This window comes from Salinispirillum marinum (assembly GCF_042650105.1).
GTDB classification, from domain to species: domain Bacteria; phylum Pseudomonadota; class Gammaproteobacteria; order Pseudomonadales; family Natronospirillaceae; genus Salinispirillum; species Salinispirillum marinum.
In genome coordinates, this window is record NZ_JBHSAL010000002.1 from 1233425 (window position 1) to 1255212 (window position 21788).

The following is a 21788-nucleotide window of genomic DNA, read 5'->3' on the forward strand; positions in this document are numbered from 1 at the left end:
CGGATATTCTTGCGTGGCGGATTTTCCTCCGCTATTCTCTGATCAGCTTTGCCGAATCGTTGGTTTCGTCGACGTTTTATTTCTCCGTATGTAAGGCCAATTGAACAATTGGGCGTATCGTAAAACTTCAGCGGCGAACATCTGGCCATTGTTAACAACGCCAGATTGAGAACAAGAGGTTTTGACGTACTTCCTATAGCCTACAACCATTGAATGGAGCTACCTGACACCATGTTATTCGCCGTTCTATCGGGCTTCGTACTGGCTGCGCTCGTACCCATGCTTCGGTCTCTAAGCAAAGACCGTATTGGTTGGTTATTGGCTTTGTTACCAGCAGGGCTAACGCTCTATTTCGCTTCTTTTATTCCCGCCATCAGCGCGGGCGCAATCATTACCCAAGAATGGGCGTGGTTCCCCGGCATTGACATCAATCTCAGCTTCCTGCTCGACGGCTTGTCGTTGATGTTTGCCCTGCTTATCAGTTTTATCGGTACGTTCATTCTGATCTATGCTGGCAGTTACTTGCAGGGGCATAAGGATCTGGGCCGTTTTTACGTGATCATGTTGTCGTTTATGGCGTCGATGCTGGGCGTGGTACTGTCGGACAATTTGATCTCGCTCTTTGTGTTCTGGGAACTCACCAGCATTACCTCATACATGCTGATCGGCTTTAATCACGAAGATGCCGACGCGCGCAAGTCGGCCTTGCAAGGTTTGTTTGTGACCGTGGGTGGCGGACTGGCTTTGATGGCGGGCCTGATCATGCTGGGCACCTTGGGCGGCACCTATCAGATTTCAGAATTGATGGCGTCGAGCGACAGCATTCTGACCAGCAGCCTCACGGTCGGCATGATTCTGTGTATTCTGGGGGGTACCTTCACCAAATCCGCACAATTCCCGTTTCACTTCTGGCTGCCCAACGCCATGGCAGCTCCTACGCCTGTTTCCGCGTATCTGCATTCGGCCACCATGGTCAAGGCCGGTGTGTACTTAATGGCTCGTCTTAACCCGGTATTGGGTGAACACGAACTGTGGACCTTCATGTTGTCCTTCTTCGGTGCCATTACCATGTTTGTGGGTGCTTACTTGGCCTATGGTGCCACCGGTGTGAAGAAGGTGCTGGCGTACTCAACCGTAATGGCCTTGGGCACCCTGACCATGCTGATAGGTATTGGTACGCGCTATGCCATGATCGCCTTTGCCGCCTTTCTACTCGGACACTCGCTGTACAAAGGCGCACTGTTCATGATCGCCGGTATTCTGGACCATGAAACCGGCACCAAAGACCTCACCAAGCTGGGCGGTCTGCGCAAACTCATGCCTGTGACCGCCACCGTAGCGGCTTTGGCCGCCTTGTCGCTGGCGGGATTACCCCCTTTATTCGGCTTTGTTGGCAAGGAATTGATGTTTGAAGCCGTATTGTCCGCCTCCATGCTGCACATTATGCTGCTGGGCTTGGCAATTTTATCCGCGATGATGGTGACCGCCATCGCGTTGGTTATCGCGATTAAGCCATTCTTTGGCACGTTGCAAGAAACACCCAAACATCCGCACGAAGCACCCATAGGGATGTTGGCTGGCCCTATTGCTTTAACGTTCGTTTCGTTGCTGTTTGGCTTGATGCCATTTCTGGCCAGTGACTGGCTCGTGATGGCGGCTGTGCAGTCCGTCAGCCCAACCCCAATCGACTACCGATTAGCGTTATGGCATGGGATTAACCTACCGTTGGGCCTCTCTGCTTTGAGCCTAGCCGGAGGTTTAGCACTGTTTTCCGTGTGGCAGCGCAATCGCGGTGGCGTCATGGCCTTCAATGATCGTTTGGCGCGTGTGGGGCCGGAAGCGGGCTACTTTAAATTTATGGACGGAGTCACCGGTTTTGCCGCTTGGCAAACGCGGGTGTTGCAAAACGGTGTGTTGGGCAAGTACATGATCGTCTTGATCATGGTATTGGTGGTATTGACGGGTTATCCGCTAGTAACGCAAGTCGGTCTTTCCTTTACACTGCGCACGGCCGAGGTGCAATTTTTTGAATGGACGCTGGTCGCGGTATTGATCATTGCCGCCGTCTTTGCGGTGTTTACGCGCTCTCGTCTCGGTTCCGTGGCGACGCTCGGGGTAATGGGTTTCATGGTATCGCTGACATTCATTCTGTTCAGTGCACCCGACCTAGGAATCACGCAAGTGTTGGTGGAAACCTTAACCGTGATTTTGCTGGTGCTGGTGCTGTTTAAGCTGCCCGGGTTCAAACGCTATTCTACCCGCTACGAAGTGTGGCGCGATGGTTCGGTAGCGGTTGCCATGGGTCTACTGATGATGTTCTTGGTGATGGCAACCATAGACGTACAATTGTTTGAAACCATCTCGGGTTACTACCTCGATACCAGCTATCCCGTGGCGAAAGGTCGCAACGTGGTGAACGTAATCTTGGTGGACTATCGGGCGCTGGATACCTTGGGGGAAATCTTCGTGTTAGCCATCGCTGCAATGGGCGTATTTTCCATGTTGAAACTGCGTGCGGAGGCTAACGATGAAGCCAAATAGCCCTAAAACACTGAAAGACAACACGGTGATTCTGCACACGGCGGCACTGATTATTCTGCCCATGCAGTTATTGCTATCGATTTTCTTACTTCTGCGCGGCCATGATGAGCCGGGTGGCGGCTTTATAGGCGGTCTGGTGGCGGCCAGTGCCATCGTGCTGTACCTCTTTGCACACGGTGTGGAAGCAACTCGACGGCTCATGCGCGTTGATCCGCATGATCTACTGGGTTTCGGTTTGTTGCTGGGCGTTTTAGCGGTTATCCCCGGCCTGCTCCTCGGCGAAGCCTTTTTTACCGCCTTATGGTGGGAGTTTTATTTAGGGCCTGACACTCTGGTTAAACTCTCAACCGTCTTATTGTTTGATATTGGCGTGTACTTTGCGGTTATCGGGACCATTTTGACCATTGTGGTATCGCTGGCGGAGGCTGAACATTCATGAACAATAGAAGAAACAACGGGGAGAGCCGATAATGGAAACCCTAATGGCCGTGGTCATCGGCGTTCTGTTTGCATGCGCCATCTATATGATGCTGCGACGCTCCATCGTTAAACTGGTGATTGGCCTCATCATCCTGAGCAATGCCGCTAATCTGCTGATTTTTACCGTCGCGGGTATGACGCGCGGTGCACCGCCATTGATTCCCGAAGGGCTGTATGCGCCCTCTGGCATCGTGGCCGATCCTTTACCGCAAGCATTGATTTTGACCGCCATTGTCATCTCGTTTGGGGTGCTGGCGTTTTCCGTTGTCCTGATTCACCGGGCCTATGAAGTTGTAGGTACGGATGACCTTGACCAGATGAAGGATACTGACACTTGAGCCCAGAAGTTGTATTACCCATCCTGATTCCTTTGCTGGCCGCCGCGCTGTCGGTGATGTGCTGGCGCTCCACCAAGGCACAGCGGGTGATTGCCGTGATCGGTACAGGGGCGTTATTGCTGGCCAGTATCTGGCTGCTTAACACCACGCGCGCGGAAGGTTATGTCGTGATGCACATGGGCAACTGGGTGGCGCCCTTTGGGATCACCATCGTGGCAGATCTGCTCAGCGCCATCATGGTGGTGTTGACGGGTATTATTGCCGTGTCCATTGCCCTATATTCGTTAGCCAGCACACCCGAACGCCATGAGAAATTCGGCTATTACCCGCTGATGCACTTGTTGCTGGCCGGGGTTGCGGGCTCGTTTTTAACCGGTGACATTTTCAACCTGTTCGTGTGGTTCGAAGTCATGTTGCTGGCGTCTTTTGCCCTGCTGACCCTCGGCGGTGAGCGGGCACAAATGGAAGGCGCAATCAAATACGTGACGCTGAACCTTTTCTCGTCGGCGGTTTTCCTATCCGCCGTGGGCTTGTTGTATGGCACCGTGGGCACACTGAATATGGCCGACATCGGCTATAAACTCAGTCAGGTTGAGCATCAGGGCATTGTGAACGTGTTGGCCATGATGTTCATGGTGTCGTTTGGCATTAAAGCCGCCGCGTTTCCGTTGTTTTTCTGGCTTCCTGCCTCCTACCATACGCCCTTGGTCGCGGTATCGGCGCTGTTTGCTGGGTTGCTGACCAAGGTCGGGGTTTATGCGCTCTATCGTGTGTTCACCCTAATCTTCATCGGTGACGTTGAGTTCACCCATAATATTCTGCTGTGGGCCGCAGCTTTGACGATGGTAACCGGGGTGCTCGGGGCGGCCGCGCAGTTTGAGTTCCGCCGTATCCTGTCCTTTCACATTGTCAGTCAGATCGGTTACATGATGTTAGGGCTGGCGCTGTTTACCCCGCTCGCCCTCGTTGGCGGGGTGTTTTACATCATGCACCACATCATTGTTAAAACGAACCTGTTCCTGGTCAGTGGCTTGGTCTATCGCTTATTGGGCAGCTATGACTTGAAAAAGCTCGGTGGCGTCTACCGCGAGCGCCCGATGATCGCTCTATTGTTCCTGGTGCCAGCGCTTTCACTCGCCGGTTTACCGCCGTTGTCGGGGTTCTTCGCTAAATTTATTGTGATTCGTGCCGGTGTCGAAGCGGGCTCGTGGGTGGTCACGGCCGTCGCGTTGTTTGTGGGCTTGCTGACACTGTACTCGATGATCAAAATCTGGGCTGAAGTGTTTTGGAAAGCCACACCTGAAGGCGTCAACACCGATAAACTCACTGGAAAAACCACAGATTCAGGATTGTGGTTAATGTTGGTGCCCATCATCGGTTTGGCCGTCTGTACGCTCTTTATCGGCCTGAACGGCCAGCCGATCTATGAATTAGCCATCGCGTCGGCCGACCAATTGTTGAACCCGATGGGCTACATTGAAGCCGTGCTGGGAGAACGCCCATGATTGCCTTCTTCTTTAATATTTTATTGGCGTTGGCGTGGATAGCTCTGTCCGGCAGCTTCACGGCGTGGAACTTTGTGTTCGGCTTTACATTGGGCTATGCCGCCATTGCCCTGATGCAAGGGCAAGTGAAGATTCTGGGCGGGTACTCAAAACGAATTCCACGGTTTATTCTGTTCCTATGCTTTTTCGTGAAAGAGCTGATCAGTGCCAATTTAAAGGTAGCCTTTGATATCGTAACACCCCCGCTGTACATGCAGCCTGGGGTTATTGCCTTTCCACTGGAAGCGAAAACGGATTTAGAAATCACCATGGTGGCGAACTTCATTTCCTTGACCCCCGGCACCCTAAGTTTGGACGTTTCCAACGACCGGCGCGTGTTATACATTCATGCCATGTTTGCGCAGGACGAAAAAAGCCTGCGCGAAGAATTGCGTGAGATAGAGCGCCGAATTTTAGACATCATGCGTTAAGGAGCTCGCCCTGTGTTGAGTCCACTGATCATTAATTCGATCTACCTGTTGCTGACCCTAGCTCTATTATTTTCGTTTATTCGATTAGCAAAAGGCCCTTCTCTGCCTGACCGTGTGGTGGCACTGGAGCTGATTACCGCTATCGTGACGGGTATTGTCGGCGTACATGCCATCGACAGCGGCGTGACCGCTTATTTGGACATCGCCATCGTTCTGGCCCTAACGGCTTTCTTGGGCGCCATTGGATTCGCCCGATTCCTGGAACGTGGAGGCCCGCGTGATGATTAATGCGATCATTTATATCCTGTTACTGGCCGGTGCTCTGTTCATGTTGCTGGCGTCCATCGGCTTGCTCCGCTTCCCGGACTTGCCGACCCGCATGCACGCCACCACAAAGGCGGGCGCCCTGGGCACCAGTTTGATCATGGTGGCTTTGGCGGTGTATTTTGCCGAAGTGGCCGTGACCGCGCGCGTCATTGCCATTATCGGTTTTATTCTGCTCACGTCCCCCGTAGCAGGCCATGTCATTGGGCGCGCGGGGTATTTTGTTGGGGTGCCTCTTTGGGAGGGCACCATTAAGGACAGGTTGAAAGAAAATTATGACCCTGAAACCCACTACCTGCGCAGTGGCTTTGAGGGTATGGATGAACAAGAAGAAGACGAAAAAACCAACAAAACCTCCTGAGAAAGGCAACGTCTCGTCATTCAATCGTCAATCGTGGACACAAAGACTGTCTGCGATTGATCCGGGTGATACAAACCAATATAGGTTGGTTCACCCTGTTCATTCAGTTTCACAACGCCCAGTGCATGTTGATTATGCAGTTCATAACGCTTGCCCGAGCTAGGATGCCGGGGCCTAATGCGCATTCGGCGGCGTTTGGTCAGCAAGTTCAGCGGTGAACCCCTACCATATAAAAAATGATTCAGGCGATCAAAGCGCCCGATCAGAGGTTCTGGGAAGGCATTTTTTAAACCACTGGCCGTTACTTGCGTGATCTTTGGACTGCTTTTGCTGTGGCGAATACGCACATCGTAAACGAAGGAATAATGCACATCGCCACTTAACACCGTGAACGATTTGGGCGTGCGCGCGTGCTGAAAAATATTCAGCATTACTTGTGCAGCACCACGGTGTGCCATCCAGTTTTCGGCATCCACCATTAAGGCCAGCCCTAACCAGGTAAACACCCGCTGCACCACTTCTATGACTTTGACCCCAAAGATGGGCGCGGGCGAGACCATCAACACGGCAGCATGACCCAGCAATAACTGCTGGGTTTCGGTTAATGCTTCCCAGTCCATAAGACCGGAGGGTTTATGCGCGCTCTTCTCCGAGCGCCAACGCTGGGTGCGCGTGTCCAGAACCACCACGGGGGGCGATGAAGGCACACTGTAGCTCCATTGCGACCAGTGGAGCGTGGCGTCAATCATGCCATCATGCACGGCGCAGTCATCCGGGTCTGGTGTAATACAGGGTCGGATGTGGGCATTAATCAATGGCGTTATAGCCTTCGGATCATTTCCCCACCCCTGACATAAGGCGTATCCGACCAAAGCATTACCAATGATGCGTCGAGAAAAGGGGTGGCCGTAGGCCGCTTCTTCCCAAGCGCGCGATAAGTTCCAGTCGTCCGTCACATCGTGGTCATCAAACATCATGTAGACCGGCAGATGTGCCATAGCACGTTCAACCGCCGGCAGAGCGGACTGGAACGAGGCAAGTTGAGTTCGTTCGTGTTGATACCGTTGCTGTTCTTCGGCCGTCAGACCAGCCGGCTCTTCTAAATTCACCAACGGCCAAAGACGGCTAGACCACACCAAACAATACATCGCTACCACTTCGGACAAGCTGATCAGGTGGTTTTTGGCGTATACCGAGGTAAAAATGGGCTTATGACCCCCAGCAAAAAACCGGCGATATAACGTGGAATCTTGTTTCGGCAGTAGGCTTTCCCGACGGTAGTACGACGCAGACGACTGATGCAGCTCAACACTGTTATTAATCGACGCCCCCGACCAGGATTCAGGCCACAATTTCAACAACGCACACACATCGTGGATAGCACGCAGCATAGGCCCAGCCACATCGTCGGCATAGACTTGGTCACCGGTCATAATCAACATGGAGGGGCGCTCTGCCCCGGTCGTTTCGGCTTCCTCGACAAGGCGGTCAACCCCGACTAACGCGTCATCACCCGGCGCATGCGGCTTCCGACAGGAGCCGTGCAGCACCGAACCCAACTGCTGATGAAAGATCAATGAGGGGCGAGACTTGGGCTGGTACGATAAGTGGGACGGCAACACCGTCTGCTGATGTTGGAGCCAATCGTAGGTCAGCCGCTCACCATGCTTTAGGGGTGTATTCAGGGCAATGGACAACAATACAATCCAAGCCCGATCACCGACCTGAACAGACGCCGCCGTGGTCTCCACATCCACGTTCTGGCGCGTTTGATCTGCGCGTTCAATAACGAGTTGCCCTTGTGGTGGTTGCGTAGTGACCGACCACAACACAAGGTTTTCCGCCGTCACACGGCGTACGATGGGACCAACAATAAGGTAAGGCAAATCGGTTTCGGACAAAACAGCAAGCCCTCATAGATGTCACTCCTGATCGTAAGGAGCGGTGATCGGCACGGCAAGTCAAGGCTAAGTAAAACAGCCCCTAAAGCTTAACGGGTCCGGTCGATTCTTGCGGGGGAATCCTGCCTTGCATCGATTCGGTCAAATAGTCCATGAACGCCTTTACACGCACTGGCAAGTACCGGCTCTGTGGGTAGACGGCATAGAAGTCCGCTCGCAAACCCTGCCATTCGGGCAAGACTTCAACCAGATCACCGCGCGCCAAATCCTCATGAACATGCCACCAAGAACGGAACAGTAGGCCATGCCCATCAAGGGCCATGCGTTTAATGACATCGCCATCGTTACTGGCTAGCCCGCCAGACACCTTAATAGCCTCCACGGGCCGGGTTTCCGTTCTATGCTCCAAGCGCCACACGGCATAGTCGGCCTCATTTTCCCGAATCAATAAGCAGGAAAATCGTGCCAGATCAGCCGGAGTTTCCGGCACACCAGACGTCTGTATATAACTCGGAGAGGCACACAGCACGCGCCGATTAGGGAGGATTCGCCGGGCAATTAAACGCGAATCGGGCGGTTCACCAATTCGGATACTCAAATCAAAGCCTTGGTCATGCAAGCTGACCGGGAAGTTGGTTAATTCCAATAGCCCCTGTAACGCGGGGTGTTGGCGGCAAAACTGCGACAAAATGGGTGCAATATGATGGCGGCCGAAGCCGAATGTGGCGTTGATGCGCAACCGCCCCTGGAGCACAGCCTGCCGACTCACCAGATGCTCTTCTAATTCATTCAACTCTTCCAAGATCGCAACGCCGCGCGCCCGGTAAAGTTCACCCTCGGCCGTTAATGTCAGGCTGCGCGTTGTGCGGTGTGCCAAGGCAACACCCAGTCGCGCCTCAAGTTGCTTCAACCTTTTACTGACGGTAGACAGCGAAACACCCAGCTCGCGGGCGGTATCGGTGAGGCTTCCGGTCGCGGCTAATTGCTGGAAAAACGCCAAATCATCAAGCGGACTCATGGATTATCTACCAAGATGCAACAATGGATTGCAGTTTAGTCGGATTATCGCCACCTTCACAATCGCTATACTGTTCCCAACAATAACGACCATAAAAAAGAGAGGAAGCACCATGTCACACAACATTGCGGTCATTGCCGGCGACGGGATTGGTAAAGAAGTTATGCCCGAAGGCTTACGCTGTTTGGCCGCCGCCTGCCAACGCTTTGATATCGCTCTGACCACCGAAACGTTCGACTTTGCTAACTGCGACTATTACTTGAAGCATGGTCAGATGATGCCCGATGACTGGTTCGAACAATTGCGCTATCACGATGCTATTTTCTATGGCGCGGTCGGCTGGCCTGCCACGGTGCCCGATCATATTTCATTGTGGGGGTCTATTCTGCAATTCCGCCGCGCCTTTGATCAGTACATCAATTTGCGTCCGGTGAAACTCATGCCCGGTGTGCCAAGCCCATTGGCCAACCGAAAGCCAGGTGACATTGACTTCTTTGTCGTCCGTGAAAACACCGAGGGCGAGTACTCGAGTGTCGGTGGCAAGATGTTTGAAGGCACCGAACGGGAACTGGTGATTCAAGAAACGGTCATGACCCGCATAGGCGTAGACCGCGTGCTGAAGTACGCCTTTGAACTGGCGCAGAGCCGTCCGCGGAAGAAGCTCACTTCGGCCACCAAGTCGAACGGCATTGCCATCACCATGCCGTATTGGGATGACCGCGTAAAAGCCATGGGGCAACAGTTTCCCGACGTTCAGGTAGATTCCTTTCACATCGACATTCTTACCGCCCAATTTGTGATGCACCCTGATTGGTTCGACGTTGTCGTCGCCAGTAACTTGTTTGGCGACATTTTGTCTGACCTCGGCCCGGCCTGCACAGGCACCATTGGCATAGCACCCTCTGCCAACATCAACCCGGAAGGTAACTTCCCCAGCATGTTCGAACCGGTACATGGCAGTGCACCCGACATTGCTGGAAAAGGCATTGCCAACCCCATAGGCCAAATTTGGTCGGGCGCTTTAATGTTGGATCACTTAGGCCATAAAGCCGCTGGGGACGCCATCGTGAACGCCATTGAATATGTGCTGGCGCAAGGCGATCAATCCGTTTTAACTCCGGACTTGGGCGGGAGCGGAAACACCGAAGGGTTAGGCAAGGCGATTGCGGAGAGCATTACCAACGCCGTTTAACAGACATCGCTGGGCATAAAAAAACCCGACGTTTTACGGTCGGGTTTTTTCAGTGTTTGGTACCAGAGGCCGGACTCGAACCGGCACGCTTTTAAGGGCAACGGATTTTGAGTCCGTCGTGTCTACCAATTTCACCACTCTGGCGTTGTGGCTGCGCATTTTACAAGAAAACCCTTTAGTGTCAATGACTTTGCATCATCCTTTGCCATATCACTGCAACAAATTTTCTTTACTGTTGTGGCGAGCCTCTTTCTACATAAGTCAGCTGTCTATGAAGCATTCAAAAATCTACTGTCACTCTGCCGCATTAGCCGCTAATCTAAATCTTGTTACTGTCGACGAGCGACACGGTTCATCCCTACCGTCGTTCATCACCGTCAATGAACAGGTGCAAGAACGACGTTCGTCGTCCAACCAACAAAGATGGTTCAACCCTGCGCGACAAAGGAGATCCAAGGAAACGATGGCAGCTAAACCCACAGCAACGGATATTGAACGCATTATAGACAGCGGCATCCGCTCCGTTTTCCAACCTATTGTGGATGTCATTCATGGCGAAATTCTGGGCTATGAAGGGCTTTCTCGTGGCCCGGCGGGTACTGACTGGGAATCTCCGCTGGATTTATTTGCCTATGCCGAAGAGTTTGATCTGCTGCCGCAGATGGAGTTGCAATGTCGTGCGCTGTCCATGCGGCGTTTCACCGAGCGCGGTTTTCAGGGCAAATTATTTTTGAACAGTAATCCGCATGCCTTCGTGGATCAGCATTATCCCAAAGGCCGAACACTGGAAATGTTGCGTGGCACAGGATTGACGCCCGATCACATCGTGATCGAATTGACCGAAAAGTACCTCACCGAAGACTACGTTGTGTTAAAGCAAGCCTTGGAACACTATCGCCGCATGGGGTTTCAAACCGCCATCGACGACCTCGGAGCCGGGTACAACGGGCTGCGCTTGTGGTCTGAAATCCAGCCCGATTATGTGAAATTGGATAAACACTTCGTGCAAGGCATCAAATACGATCCGGTTAAGCAAGCCTTTGCTCGTTCCATCATTCATTTATGCGATCAACTGCGTACAACGTTGATTGTCGAAGGTGTTGAGACCGAAGAAGAATTAGAGCTCTTGCAGGACTACGGGGTGCAATACGTACAAGGCTATGTATTGGCCCGCCCGGATGAACAACCGGTGGAGAACAGCCATCCGTTGTATCAATTGGCGCAGCAGCGCACCATCCATGACCTTCACCTGGCGGAAGACTTAGCCCATTGGGTGCGCCCGGTTGATCCTTATGCGGAACTGGGTGAAGTCTGGTTGCGCTTGGAACGTGAACCCGAAGCACATGCCTTCCCTGTGGTCAGTAATGGTAAACCCAGTGGGTTTATCCAGCGCTCACGTATTTATGAAATGTTTTCCAAGCCTTATGGCCGAGAACTGTTTTCGCACAAGCCGGTGTTCAAATTTCTAGCACCCCATGCGCTGATTGTGAACCGACACACCGGTTTGTCCGCTCTGAGCCAAATGGTCACCAACGAAGATGATTTAATGGCGCGGCAGTATTTTATTGTGCAAGATGACGACGGCCAATATTTGGGTGTAGGCAATACGCGCGACTTGTTGCGCAAACTGACCGACATCAAACTGCGTTCGGCACGGCACGCCAATCCGTTAACGCATATGCCAGGCAATGTGCCCACCAATGAGCATTTGGCTGAGTTGATCAAACACCAACAGCCGTTTTTATTGGCCTACGTCGACATTGACCACTTCAAGCCGTTTAACGATACCTTCGGTTATTCGTTAGGTGACGAATTGATCCTGCAGTTGTCGCAGTTGTTGAAAGAACGTCTGCGTGGCCGGGGTCAGTTCTTGGGTCATATTGGCGGAGATGATTTCGTGGTGGTCTCTACCCACAACGACCCGCTCCCACAATTACGCCTACTACAGCAACTCTACCGCGAAGCGGTGCGCCGAATTGTGCTCGACGCCGGGTTTGATCCCAAGCCCTATCAAGCCATTGATCGACACGGTGAATACCGGGTTTTCAGCCTGCCTACGCTGTCCATTGGGGTGATTAATGTGCAAAAACCCATGCCGGCAAATTTGGATGCGTTAACGTCGTCGCTTGCGAAAGTAAAACATCAGGCCAAACAAATGCGTGGTGAAGGGATTGCGCGGGCGGAATGGCAGAGTTAACCTGCGGTCAGAAGTGAGCGCGCAAAGCCCCATAAAACCAACAATAAGAGCCAACAGCATGAGCCGAACCATTAGCAACTGGCTGGCCGAATACGGCACCAGCCACCAAAACCCCACCAACAAACTCATTCATTGGTTTGCCGTGCCGGGCATTTACTGGAGCATTGTTGCGTTGCTATGGACCATCCCGACACCGGCCTTTATGGCTGAACTGGCCTGGCTGAACTGGTCGACACTGGCGTTGCTTATTATTGTTGGTTTTTATGTTCGCCTATCTATCCCGCTTACCGTAGGCATGGTCGCCATCACGGTGCTGTGCTATCTGATCGCCTACGGCATAGAAAGCGCCATAGGTACGATGGGCTTGTTGATCACCGCTGTGGTCGTATTCGTGGTGTTATGGATCTTCCAATTTGTCGGACACAACATCGAAGGCAAGCGGCCATCGTTCTTTAAAGACATCCAGTTTTTGATGATCGGCCCGGCGTGGGTCATGGCGTTCTTGTTTCGCAAGTTAGGTTGGAAATATTAGCCTGTCACGGGCAGTGGCCGACAAAACAGTACCCGCCAACGGCTGATTAACAACCCGCAGAATATGAACATACAACCTAAGACCTGCAGAGCGCTCATTCCTTCGCTGTAGATCCAAACACCCACCAAACTGGTCCATATCGGCTCCAAGGTCAGAATCACCGCCGCATGACCGACTGTGGACAAGCTCTGCGCCTTTACCTGCAACCAAAAGCGGAAGCAGGTCGCGAACAGGATGCTGGTTAGGACAATGGCGATAATGCTGCCACCGACTCTCGTCGGTGAGGGTTCAAGCCACCAAGACAACAATGTGCAAAAAACACCGGTCACAAATAGCTGTATAGCCGTTAATGGCAAAGCCGGAATGCGTTTTACAAACCGGCTGTTCAAGTTAAATTGCACCGAGAAAATTAACGCCGACAACAAAAAAAACACATCCGAGGGCGCTAATGCGAACCCACCTTCCACCCGTAGCAACACCAAGCCAATGAGCGCCACGGCTACCGCTACCCAGGTACTGACCGTAATGGACGCATGAAAAAAGAGTCGTGCAACAACGGGAATAAACACCACGCCCAAGCTGTTCAAGAAGGCGGCGATACCGAGGTTTTCAGTCAGCGACAAACCTATAATCCAACACGCCATCGCAAGCGCATTAACGCTGCCCGTCAGGAGTCCTCGATACCAGTCCTGCCGCGAAAGCCGCATTAATGCATTCCCGCCCAAAAGCGCCAAAATAAGACCAGCGCCGGTAAAACGAACCCCCATAAAAAATAAGGGCGTCATGGCCGCCAATGCCTCCCGCGACAGCACCCACCCAAGCGCTGCAATGAAGGTAACCAGCAACAAATAAAGATCAGCTTTGATGGCGTTAGACAGCATAAAACAGCAGTACCTGATGGAAGTGACGTGGAGCAGAGACTGTAACGGAATACCCTAAACCGCGCATGCCCTTTCCCTAGGCGGCATTGTGCCCGATTCTGTAGGTAGCATTCTAAAATCGAACAGGCATAATCGGGTTTCCTGTTCAGCAAGGATTATTGATATGCGGCATGTGGTTATTCCAGACGACTACCAACAGGCAACCCGCCAACTTCCCTTTTTGTTTTCCACCGAAGGATATTCCACAGAGGTCATCGGAGACTTATCCAAAGCGGAGCATGTCGACGTCACCCTGAGTACTGCCGAAGCGCTGATACTAATCCGCGAACGTACCGTCATTGACACCGCATTTTTGCGCCGGACACCCCAACTGAAGCTGATCAGCCAAACCGGCAAAATTGCGCCGCATATTGATCTTGATGCCTGTACAGCGGCCGGTGTTGCCGTGGTAGAAGGCGTAGGTTCGCCCATCGCGCCCGCGGAATTAACCTGGTTATTGATCATGGCGGCACAACGACAGTTGGTTCCGGCGGTGAATGCGATTGCTAAGGGGCACTGGCAAGTGAATATCGGTCGCGCCGTTGCGGGCCAATCGTTGGGTATACTGGGCTTTGGGAAAATCGGTAAACGAATCGCCCGGTATGCCCAAGCGTTTGAGATGAACGTTCAAGTATGGGGCAGCGCGCGTGCCCAGCAGGAAGCCCGTGAACAGGGGTTTGACGTGCCAACCTCGCGGGCCGAATTTTTTGCCACGTCCGACATTCTTACCGTACATCAGCGCTTGGTCCCAGCGACACAAGGCAATATAACGCTGCATGACTTACTGACCATGAAGACCAGTGCCATGTTTGTGAATACCAGCCGAGCCGAGTTGGTTGCCCCCGAGGCACTGATTAAAGCATTGGATGCGGGCACGCCCGGATTTGCCGCGCTCGATGTGTTTGAGCAAGAACCCATTTATGACCCTAACCACCCGCTATTGCAGCGCACAGACGTACTGTGCACCCCGCATTTAGGTTATGTTGAGCAAGCCGGTTACGACCTGTATATCCGCACCGCATTCGACAATGTAGTGAAATTCTTCACCGGTGAGCGGTCGCATGTGTTGAACCCTGAGGCGCTGGATTGATATTGCTTTTTTAGTGCGTGTCAGTGAACATGCGATGGCATCCACGAAGGATGAAAACCAGCGAAGGAGAAAGGATTTTGCGTAGTTTATTGGTGCATTTATTGTGCGCGATTTTCCCCCTCGCCGTTTACTCGCAGCCTGCCAATGACTCATTCGAGGCGCTCTATGAACAGGGTACGATTCTGGCGAATGATGAAGATTATAGACAAGCTCATGAGGTTTTTAATCGAGCCCTAGACACCCTAAAGCGCAACCCGGATGTCAACCGTATTCATTTACTCGACGTTTTGGATACGCAAGCGAGCATCGCTGTCTACTGGGACAACGTGCCTTTAATGCAGCAATATTTACAGCAAGGCATTGCAGCCAATGAGAACCCTGATGGAACTGTTGTATCAGAACACCATGCCTATAGATTCGCCTATTTACAAGCCATAGCTGCAGATAAGCATGGCGATGCCCTGTCTGCCGTTCAATACAATCAAGCTTCCATCACCTGGCTCGAAAAAATCCAAACTGAGCCCAATTTAGAAACTGCGCAAGCGTATCTCGCGCTAGCGCGACGCTTACGAGACGTGGAAGAGCATGAGTTAAGTCTTCAGCACTTGAATGAATGGTTTCCATACTTTTTAGCCGAGCTCGGGCCGCATAATCCCAATGTGCGCTTTATGTACTTTCTACGCGGGCAGAATTTGCTGGCTTTAAAAGAAAATGATGAAGCCATTGAAAGCTTTGAACGTGCAATAGAGGCTTATGAAAATAATATTCCATTAAGAACCGATGAAGTTGAGGCAACCTATCAGATCCTTGCGAATTATTATCGCCAACGGTCAATGTTAGATGAAGCCGCCCAGTATTGGCATCATGCAGCCCTGTTGCGCGAACATCATTACGGCTCATTAGACCCCGAACGCGGCGTTTATCTTCATTATCTAGCATCTGTTCATAAGGAAAGGGCTGAATGGGAACAAGCTCAAATGTTGAATTTGGAAGCCCGAAATATCTTTCTTCAAGCCCCAAGGGACACGCATTTCTGGCTGTTGTTCATCGATAAAGCCCTTACCGAGACTTACATGGCACAAGGTCAATACTTGAAAGCTGCCAGATACAGCACCTCTTATAACGCTCGATTCCTAACCCAAATGATTCCAAGGTTTTAACGCTCAACGCCACTCAATCTCTGTCGCAATGCGCTGCGCCGTACGTTCAGGTATTGCGCCAATCAACACCACTTGCCAGGGGCCATGCACTTGTGCCACCAGTGCATTCGCGCCGCGCCGTTCGCTGGTGTTCATGGGCATGTTGTTCATAATAGGGTCAACCATTACTGACAGTTTCACGACGCCATCGCTCCACATTTGATACCACCCCTCCCCACGCGCTTCTTCCACCCGCAAGGTAAAGCCTTCTGGCATGTAACCGGCCTGCCATATCTGGGCGGCATCCACGGTAGACTGTATAGACTGTGGACGATACTGATGCCAAAAGCTATTTGGGAACGTCGAACCAAATTGCGGCGGCAATTCAACAATCCCGAATTCGATATCGGTAAAACGTGCTTCACTTAATACCGCATCGTCCAAACCGATAATCTGATATTTCAGTAGCACCTCGGTTTCCTCATCCAGCCATAGGCGATGCCGATACACCTCCGCATCGTGCTGCGGCCGTAACTCAAACAATTGCGCCGGGCGTCCGGCAACCCGCTCCGTGCGCACAGACCACACGGCATAGTGTTCCGCCACACGCATCCATTCCAAATGCAATAACTGGGCAAAGGGCGATGCCGGCAAAGCATGATCAGCAGGCACATCGGCACCTGGTCCATGCAAACAGGTGACGCTATCGCCGACACGCACCACCTCTAACAGCGGCCCATCTAAACGGCGTAGCCGCTCTTCTTCCTGTCCGTCCGTATACTTATGCCATAAACGATAGGTGTACATGCCGCTGTCGCCGCTGATGCTCAACACACCGGTATAGTTTTGGCTGCGGGTCGAGTTCAGCCAACCGTCGGCCCACGCCATCACATCGGTGATTCGGGTCTGGCCGACACTGGCCGCACTGAGTCCAACAAGGAGAAGAAAGCCAAGCACTCGACGCATCATAGTTGATCCATTTTCGAGGGCAGGGTGGACGGCATTTCTTCCCACCGCATCCCCGGTTGATAGGTGGCATACTGCGCGTGCACGTTCCAGTAGGCGTGCAATTGGGCTGCCACACGCGGGTCAACTGATGCGTCTACCACAGACGCTATTACGGTATCGGGTGTAGACGCGGGTGTTCCAACAGGCCGCCAAATCACCGTAACCACGGAAAGCACCACGCTGGCGGCTAACGCACCCCATACCATGCCGCGGCGTTCGTACTGCCATTGCACCCGACGCTGGCGTCGCATTTCCTGTTCATCAGCTTCTTGTTGATCAAGCGTGGCGTTTACTCTGGCCAGCACATCGACCACCGGCAAGCCTCGGCGGGCCGCGGCGCTTTGGTGCATCTGCGCCCAGTCTTCGAGTACACTCGGATCAGTTTTGGCTTGTTCCAACAGGCGATGCAGCCGGAGTTCATCCAGCTCATCATCCATCCAAGCCGATAGTTGTTCGAACTTAGGTTCTTTATTCATTGTTCTTGCCCTCCGGCTTGCCACGCGCGGATACGTTGCTCTACCGCTTCGCGGGCTCTAAAAATGCGTGATCTGACGGTGCCGACGGGTACATGCATGGCCTCAGCAATGGCTTCATAACTCATGCCATCCCATTCACGATGGCGTAAGGCTTGTGCCATATCCGCCGGAATTTCCGCCATTGCGGCACGCACGATGGTGTGCAATTCGCTGGCGGCTTGTTCTTCTTCCGGTCCATGGCTGCTCTGCTGGCCATCGACCAAATCTTGCAGCGGCTGGTCGTACCCTAATTCACTTTCATTCCAGGATTTTTTGTTGCCACCGACATGACTCAAAGCGGTATTGACGGCGATGCGATAGAGCCAGGAATAAAAGGCACTGTCGCCGCGAAATGAGCCAAGTGCCTGATAAGCGCGCACAAACGTATCCTGCGACAGATCGGCAACATCTTGCGGATCACGCGCGTAACGACGAATCAATGCCGCCACCTTATGCTGGTATTTCACCACTAAGAAATCGTATGCACGACGATCGCCCCGCTGCACTCGGCGTACCAAGATGGCATCTAAGTCCTTATCGGTTTGTTCTGTCACCCGATGCGTTTCCTGTTCATGAGGCAATCTATGTTGGGCCGTCGTCAAGCTTAGAGGGGCGGAATCCGCGACGCCAAACGCCAAGGTGCTCACCATAACATGCTCTCTATTGGGTCTTGTAGCCTGAGACAGCGGTAAACGCAAAAAGTTCCAGCAACGCAGCCCATGAACCGTCGAAGCCTAACCCATTTACGTTTACATCACCCCGCACTTTACTCCCCGCAAAACACTCTATATAGTGCTTTCAACTCAGGTTCACCTCAATATGTAGTACCCAGCCTGTGTACAGGTTACGCACAACCTATACACAATGAACTGTGGATAACTGCATTGACGTGCTAAGCGGGAATCCGGTGAAACTCCGGAACTGACGCGCAGCGGTGAGGGGGAACGAGGGTGACCGATCATGTTTCATTACATGATCGCAAAGCACTGCTTTTACAGAGACGTAGAAGTGGGAAGCCGTCGCCCAAGGTGATGCACATAGGCAAATTCTGTGCATCGTGCCCCCAAGTCCGAAGACCGGCCTGAGCATACATCACCACCTTTCGCGAATAGAGGTCAGGGTGAAATGCCTTTGTGCGTTTAACGCACTCCACGGCTGCTCATGCCTGTTTCTGTTCCCGAAAGCTAACGCGAAGGAGCAGAACATGAGTACGCAAATGCAAGACGCCCCAACGGCTGAGCCTACTTCGGCTTATAGTCGTTACTCCATCATCAAACGCCAAAACGATCGCGTACCGTTTGATCCCGACAAAATCCGCATTGCCGTCAGCAAGGCCTTTATCGCCACCGAAGGCGAACATGGCCTGAGCAGTAACCGTGTGCGCGAACAAATTCAACGCATCGTCGATGACGTGGTTATGGTCATCGAGCGTCGCTTACCCTCGGGTGGCGCCGTTCATATCGAAGATATTCAAGACCAAGTGGAACTCAGCCTGATGCGTTTGGGCGAGCACACCGTGGCGCGTGCCTATGTGCTGTACCGTGAAAAACACGCGCAAAGTCGTGACCACGCTGGTGGCCGCCTAGACGCGAACGCGGGCACGCCACTGTTGGTAACACGCAACGGCCAGCAGCAACCGCTGGATTTGTCGTGGTTCCGTGGTCTTATTCGTGAAGCCTGCAGTGGCCTTGCTGATGTGGACCCCGAAGGCATTGAGCGCGAAGCCTTGAAGAACCTATACCAAGGCGTCGACTACAAAGACATCGTACCCGCAGCCATCATGACCGCCCGCGCCTATGTAGAGAAAGAGCCCAACTACAGCCAAGTCTGTGCTCGCCTCTTGCTCGAACAGCTCCGCGCCGAGGCACTGGGTTTTCTGGGCATTGCCGAACAAGCCAGCGCCCGCGACATGGAAACTCTGTACGCCAAAGCCCTGCCCGCTTATATCGCCAAAGGCATCGAATTAGAGCTGCTGGCGCCTGACCTGGCCGAATTTGACCTAGAAAAACTGGGCGCGGCTCTGATACCCGAACGTGATTTCCAGTTCCAATTCTTGGGCCTGCAAACGCTGTACGACCGCTACTTCATTCACAGTGGCAAGATTCGTTTCGAGTTGCCGCAGATCTTCTACATGCGCGTTGCCATGGGCCTCGCCATTAAAGAAGACGATCGCAACGCGCGCGCCATAGAATTCTATGAAGTGCTGTCGCGCCTCGACTACATGACGTCCACGCCGACATTGTTCAACGCCGGTACACGCCGTCCGCAGTTGAGTTCCTGCTACCTGACCACCGTACCTGACGACTTGGAAGGCATTTACAGCGCCATCAAAGACAACGCGCTGCTCAGCAAATGGGCAGGCGGTTTGGGCAACGACTGGACGCCAGTGCGGGCGTTGGGCGCGCACATCAAAGGCACCAACGGCGAAAGCCAAGGTGTTGTGCCCTTCTTGAAAGTGGTGAATGACACGGCGGTAGCTGTGAACCAAGGCGGCAAACGCAAGGGCGCAGTCTGTGCGTACTTGGAAACCTGGCACCTCGATATTGAAGAGTTCTTAGAACTGCGCAAGAACACCGGTGACGACCGCCGCCGTGCGCACGACATGAATACCGCGCATTGGATTCCCGATTTGTTTATGGAGCGGGTATTCGAAGACAAAGACTGGACGCTGTTCTCACCCAGCGACGTGCCAGATTTGCACGACCTCACCGGTTTGGCGTTCAAAACCCGCTATGAAGAATACGAGCGGCAAACCGCCAGCGGCGAACTGAAGCTGTTCAAGCGTCTGCCCGCCAAGGTGATGTGGCGCAAGATGCTGAGCATGCTGTTTGAAACAGGCCACCCTTGGATCACCTTCAAAGACGCCTGCAACCTGCGTTCGCCGCAGCAGCATGTCGGCGTGGTGCACAGCTCAAACCTGTGTACAGAAATAACACTGAACACCAGCCCGGATGAAATTGCGGTCTGCAACTTGGGTTCGGTGAATCTGGTGCAGCACATCAACGCCGATGGCAGCATGGATACTGAGAAGCTTCGCCGTACCGTCCGCACGGCGGTACGCATGCTGGATAACGTCATCGACATCAACTACTACGCCGTGCCGCAAGCGCAGCGTTCGAACAGCCGTCACCGCCCTGTTGGGTTAGGTTTGATGGGCTTTCAGGATGCGCTGTACAAAGCCGGTATTTCTTACAGCTCGGATGCTGCTGTGGACTTCGCCGACCAGACGATGGAGCAGATCAGCTATTTCGCGTTGGAAGCATCCAGTGACCTGGCAGCGGAGCGCGGCCAATACGAGACGTACAAGGGTTCATTGTGGGATCAGGGTATTCTTCCTATCGATTCTATTCAGTTGCTGGGCGCAGCACGCGGCAATGACTACCTGAAGCAAAGCACGTCGCAAACGCTGAATTGGGCACCGCTGCGCGAGAAAATCAAACAGCAAGGCATGCGCAATTCCAACGTGATGGCGATTGCGCCAACGGCCACCATCGCCAACATCATCGGGGTATCGGCATCTATAGAGCCGACCTATCAAAACCTTTATGTGAAGTCGAATCTGTCCGGTGAGTTCACGGTGATCAACCCGTGGTTGGTCAATGCGTTGAAGGCAGAAGGCCTGTGGGACGATGTGATGGTGAACGACCTGAAGTACTACAACGGCAGCGTGCAGAAGATCGACCGTATTCCGGCTGAACTGAAAGCACGTTTCGCGACCAGTTTTGAGATGTCACCTCGCTGGTTGGTTGAGGCGGGCAGTCGCCGCCAGAAGTGGTTGGATCAGGCGCAGTCGCTGAACCTGTACATCGCTGAGGCCGACGGCAAGAAGCTGGATGTGACCTACAAAATGGCGTGGTTGCTGGGTCTGAAAACGACCTATTACCTACGGGCGATGGGAGCGACCAGTGCGGAGAAATCCACCGTGGCGCAAGGCGAGCTGAATGCCGTGCAAACCACGCAGCAAGCACCACAGGTTACCGCATCGGTGGCAGCGCCCGTACCGAGCGCCTGCTCTATTGACGACCCGGATTGCGAGGCTTGCCAATAGATCATTGCCATAGGTATTCGAGCTTGGGGGAAGGGTTACACGGAACGCCGTAAACCGATTATCAGGTGCATCCATGCACCTGACCCGTCGGGTTCACTTCGTTCATGCAAAAACGCTCCAGGCGTTTTTGTCCATGGGGGCTCGTCAAGCGCATCCTTGCGCTTGCACGTCCGCTCCACCCTTCCCCCAAGCTCGAACACCAGATCGCC

At 53.1% G+C, this 21788-nt stretch carries 19 protein-coding genes, 1 tRNA gene and 1 riboswitch; of the genes, 13 read left to right on the forward strand and 7 right to left on the reverse strand.

The genetic code is table 11. The features are described from left to right. Positions 1–231 precede the first annotated feature (231 nt). Genes ACFOSD_RS12870 through mnhG form a run of 7 tightly spaced genes read left to right on the forward strand, consistent with a single transcriptional unit; the run spans position 232 to position 6019 of the window. Positions 232–2541, forward strand: coding sequence for a putative monovalent cation/H+ antiporter subunit A (locus ACFOSD_RS12870; protein ID WP_380697162.1), 2310 nt, complete (start codon positions 232–234; stop codon positions 2539–2541). Beyond that, on the forward strand, positions 2528–2980 hold the full coding sequence (locus tag ACFOSD_RS12875; protein ID WP_380697164.1) for a Na+/H+ antiporter subunit B: 453 nt from the start codon (positions 2528–2530) through the stop codon (positions 2978–2980). The genes ACFOSD_RS12870 and ACFOSD_RS12875 overlap by 14 nt, the downstream gene beginning before the upstream one ends. Positions 2981–3011: 31 nt before the next feature. Then, positions 3012–3359 (forward strand): Na+/H+ antiporter subunit C, encoded by a 348-nt coding sequence (locus ACFOSD_RS12880; RefSeq protein ID WP_380697166.1) that lies wholly within the window; start codon positions 3012–3014, stop codon positions 3357–3359. Further along, the gene (locus ACFOSD_RS12885; RefSeq protein WP_380697168.1) at positions 3356–4864 is read left to right on the forward strand and encodes a Na+/H+ antiporter subunit D; all 1509 of its coding nucleotides are present in this window, start codon (positions 3356–3358) and stop codon (positions 4862–4864) included. Before ACFOSD_RS12880 ends, ACFOSD_RS12885 begins: the two co-directional genes overlap by 4 nt. Further along, entirely contained in the window at positions 4861–5334 is a 474-nt protein-coding gene (locus ACFOSD_RS12890; RefSeq protein WP_380697170.1) for a Na+/H+ antiporter subunit E, read from the forward strand. Before ACFOSD_RS12885 ends, ACFOSD_RS12890 begins: the two co-directional genes overlap by 4 nt. A 15-nt stretch (positions 5335–5349) precedes the next feature. Continuing rightward, entirely contained in the window at positions 5350–5622 is a 273-nt protein-coding gene (locus tag ACFOSD_RS12895; protein WP_380697285.1) for a monovalent cation/H+ antiporter complex subunit F, read from the forward strand. Beyond that, positions 5615–6019, forward strand: a complete 405-nt coding sequence (gene mnhG, locus ACFOSD_RS12900) for a monovalent cation/H(+) antiporter subunit G (protein ID WP_380697287.1) — start codon at positions 5615–5617, stop codon at positions 6017–6019. Before ACFOSD_RS12895 ends, mnhG begins: the two co-directional genes overlap by 8 nt. A 20-nt stretch (positions 6020–6039) precedes the next feature. Here the strand turns inward: mnhG and ACFOSD_RS12905 are convergent, their stop codons facing one another. Together ACFOSD_RS12905 and ACFOSD_RS12910 are read right to left on the reverse strand one after the other, a co-directional pair. Then, positions 6040–7920 (reverse strand): alkaline phosphatase family protein, encoded by a 1881-nt coding sequence (locus ACFOSD_RS12905; protein WP_380697172.1) that lies wholly within the window; start codon positions 7918–7920, stop codon positions 6040–6042. Between the two features lie 82 nt (positions 7921–8002). Further along, a complete protein-coding gene (locus tag ACFOSD_RS12910) occupies positions 8003–8938 on the reverse strand; it encodes a LysR family transcriptional regulator (protein WP_380697174.1) in 936 nt (311 codons plus the stop codon). 112 nt (positions 8939–9050) lie between these two features. Between ACFOSD_RS12910 and ACFOSD_RS12915 the strand changes: the two genes are divergently transcribed. Then, a complete protein-coding gene (locus ACFOSD_RS12915) occupies positions 9051–10130 on the forward strand; it encodes a tartrate dehydrogenase (RefSeq protein ID WP_380697176.1) in 1080 nt (359 codons plus the stop codon). A 57-nt stretch (positions 10131–10187) separates the two neighbouring features. On the opposite strand, the gene ACFOSD_RS12920 is transcribed toward ACFOSD_RS12915, so the two are convergent. Further along, positions 10188–10274: transfer RNA gene (locus ACFOSD_RS12920), tRNA-Leu, on the reverse strand. 319 nt (positions 10275–10593) lie between these two features. Between ACFOSD_RS12920 and ACFOSD_RS12925 the strand changes: the two genes are divergently transcribed. After that, positions 10594–12327 (forward strand): GGDEF domain-containing protein, encoded by a 1734-nt coding sequence (locus ACFOSD_RS12925; protein WP_380697178.1) that lies wholly within the window; start codon positions 10594–10596, stop codon positions 12325–12327. A 58-nt stretch (positions 12328–12385) separates the two neighbouring features. Beyond that, positions 12386–12859, forward strand: a complete 474-nt coding sequence (locus ACFOSD_RS12930; protein ID WP_380697180.1) for an Mpo1 family 2-hydroxy fatty acid dioxygenase — start codon at positions 12386–12388, stop codon at positions 12857–12859. Here ACFOSD_RS12930 and ACFOSD_RS12935 read toward each other — a convergent pair. Beyond that, entirely contained in the window at positions 12856–13740 is an 885-nt protein-coding gene (locus tag ACFOSD_RS12935) for a DMT family transporter (protein ID WP_380697182.1), read from the reverse strand. The two genes, ACFOSD_RS12930 and ACFOSD_RS12935, sit on opposite strands and share 4 nt — an antisense overlap. 163 nt (positions 13741–13903) lie before the next feature. On the opposite strand from ACFOSD_RS12935, the gene ACFOSD_RS12940 reads away from it, so the two are divergent. Next, positions 13904–14869 carry a D-2-hydroxyacid dehydrogenase family protein gene (locus tag ACFOSD_RS12940; protein ID WP_380697184.1) on the forward strand — a complete coding sequence of 322 codons (966 nt, stop codon included), beginning with the start codon at positions 13904–13906 and terminating at the stop codon, positions 14867–14869. Between the two features lie 50 nt (positions 14870–14919). Further along, on the forward strand, positions 14920–16029 hold the full coding sequence (locus ACFOSD_RS12945; RefSeq protein ID WP_380697186.1) for a tetratricopeptide repeat protein: 1110 nt from the start codon (positions 14920–14922) through the stop codon (positions 16027–16029). A 3-nt stretch (positions 16030–16032) separates the two neighbouring features. On the opposite strand, the gene ACFOSD_RS12950 is transcribed toward ACFOSD_RS12945, so the two are convergent. From ACFOSD_RS12950 to ACFOSD_RS12960, 3 genes are read right to left on the reverse strand one after another with little or no spacing between them, the layout of a single operon-like run. After that, positions 16033–16977: a MucB/RseB C-terminal domain-containing protein gene (locus ACFOSD_RS12950; RefSeq protein ID WP_380697188.1), complete on the reverse strand. Its 945-nt coding sequence runs from the start codon at positions 16975–16977 to the stop codon at positions 16033–16035. Further along, on the reverse strand, positions 16974–17492 hold the full coding sequence (locus ACFOSD_RS12955; protein ID WP_380697190.1) for a sigma-E factor negative regulatory protein: 519 nt from the start codon (positions 17490–17492) through the stop codon (positions 16974–16976). Before ACFOSD_RS12955 ends, ACFOSD_RS12950 begins: the two co-directional genes overlap by 4 nt. Then, on the reverse strand, positions 17489–18085 hold the full coding sequence (locus ACFOSD_RS12960; protein WP_380697192.1) for a sigma-70 family RNA polymerase sigma factor: 597 nt from the start codon (positions 18083–18085) through the stop codon (positions 17489–17491). Before ACFOSD_RS12960 ends, ACFOSD_RS12955 begins: the two co-directional genes overlap by 4 nt. A 301-nt stretch (positions 18086–18386) precedes the next feature. Beyond that, positions 18387–18630: riboswitch (cobalamin riboswitch) on the forward strand. A 105-nt stretch (positions 18631–18735) separates the two neighbouring features. Here ACFOSD_RS12960 and ACFOSD_RS12965 point away from each other — a divergent pair. Continuing rightward, positions 18736–21579 carry a ribonucleoside-diphosphate reductase subunit alpha gene (locus ACFOSD_RS12965; RefSeq protein ID WP_380697194.1) on the forward strand — a complete coding sequence of 948 codons (2844 nt, stop codon included), beginning with the start codon at positions 18736–18738 and terminating at the stop codon, positions 21577–21579. Positions 21580–21788: the final 209 nt, after the last annotated feature.

Coding starts and splice junctions, on each gene's coding strand:
- ACFOSD_RS12870 (WP_380697162.1), top strand. CDS start 232: ATGTTATTCGCCGTTCTATCGGGCTTCGTACTGGCTGCGCTCGTACCC.
- ACFOSD_RS12875 (WP_380697164.1), top strand. CDS start 2,528: ATGAAGCCAAATAGCCCTAAAACACTGAAAGACAACACGGTGATTCTG.
- ACFOSD_RS12880 (WP_380697166.1), top strand. CDS start 3,012: ATGGAAACCCTAATGGCCGTGGTCATCGGCGTTCTGTTTGCATGCGCC.
- ACFOSD_RS12890 (WP_380697170.1), top strand. CDS start 4,861: ATGATTGCCTTCTTCTTTAATATTTTATTGGCGTTGGCGTGGATAGCT.
- mnhG (WP_380697287.1), top strand. CDS start 5,615: ATGATTAATGCGATCATTTATATCCTGTTACTGGCCGGTGCTCTGTTC.
- ACFOSD_RS12910 (WP_380697174.1), bottom strand. CDS start 8,938: ATGAGTCCGCTTGATGATTTGGCGTTTTTCCAGCAATTAGCCGCGACC.
- ACFOSD_RS12915 (WP_380697176.1), top strand. CDS start 9,051: ATGTCACACAACATTGCGGTCATTGCCGGCGACGGGATTGGTAAAGAA.
- ACFOSD_RS12925 (WP_380697178.1), top strand. CDS start 10,594: ATGGCAGCTAAACCCACAGCAACGGATATTGAACGCATTATAGACAGC.
- ACFOSD_RS12930 (WP_380697180.1), top strand. CDS start 12,386: ATGAGCCGAACCATTAGCAACTGGCTGGCCGAATACGGCACCAGCCAC.
- ACFOSD_RS12935 (WP_380697182.1), bottom strand. CDS start 13,740: ATGCTGTCTAACGCCATCAAAGCTGATCTTTATTTGTTGCTGGTTACC.
- ACFOSD_RS12940 (WP_380697184.1), top strand. CDS start 13,904: ATGCGGCATGTGGTTATTCCAGACGACTACCAACAGGCAACCCGCCAA.
- ACFOSD_RS12945 (WP_380697186.1), top strand. CDS start 14,920: ATGAAAACCAGCGAAGGAGAAAGGATTTTGCGTAGTTTATTGGTGCAT.
- ACFOSD_RS12950 (WP_380697188.1), bottom strand. CDS start 16,977: ATGATGCGTCGAGTGCTTGGCTTTCTTCTCCTTGTTGGACTCAGTGCG.
- ACFOSD_RS12955 (WP_380697190.1), bottom strand. CDS start 17,492: ATGAATAAAGAACCTAAGTTCGAACAACTATCGGCTTGGATGGATGAT.
- ACFOSD_RS12965 (WP_380697194.1), top strand. CDS start 18,736: ATGAGTACGCAAATGCAAGACGCCCCAACGGCTGAGCCTACTTCGGCT.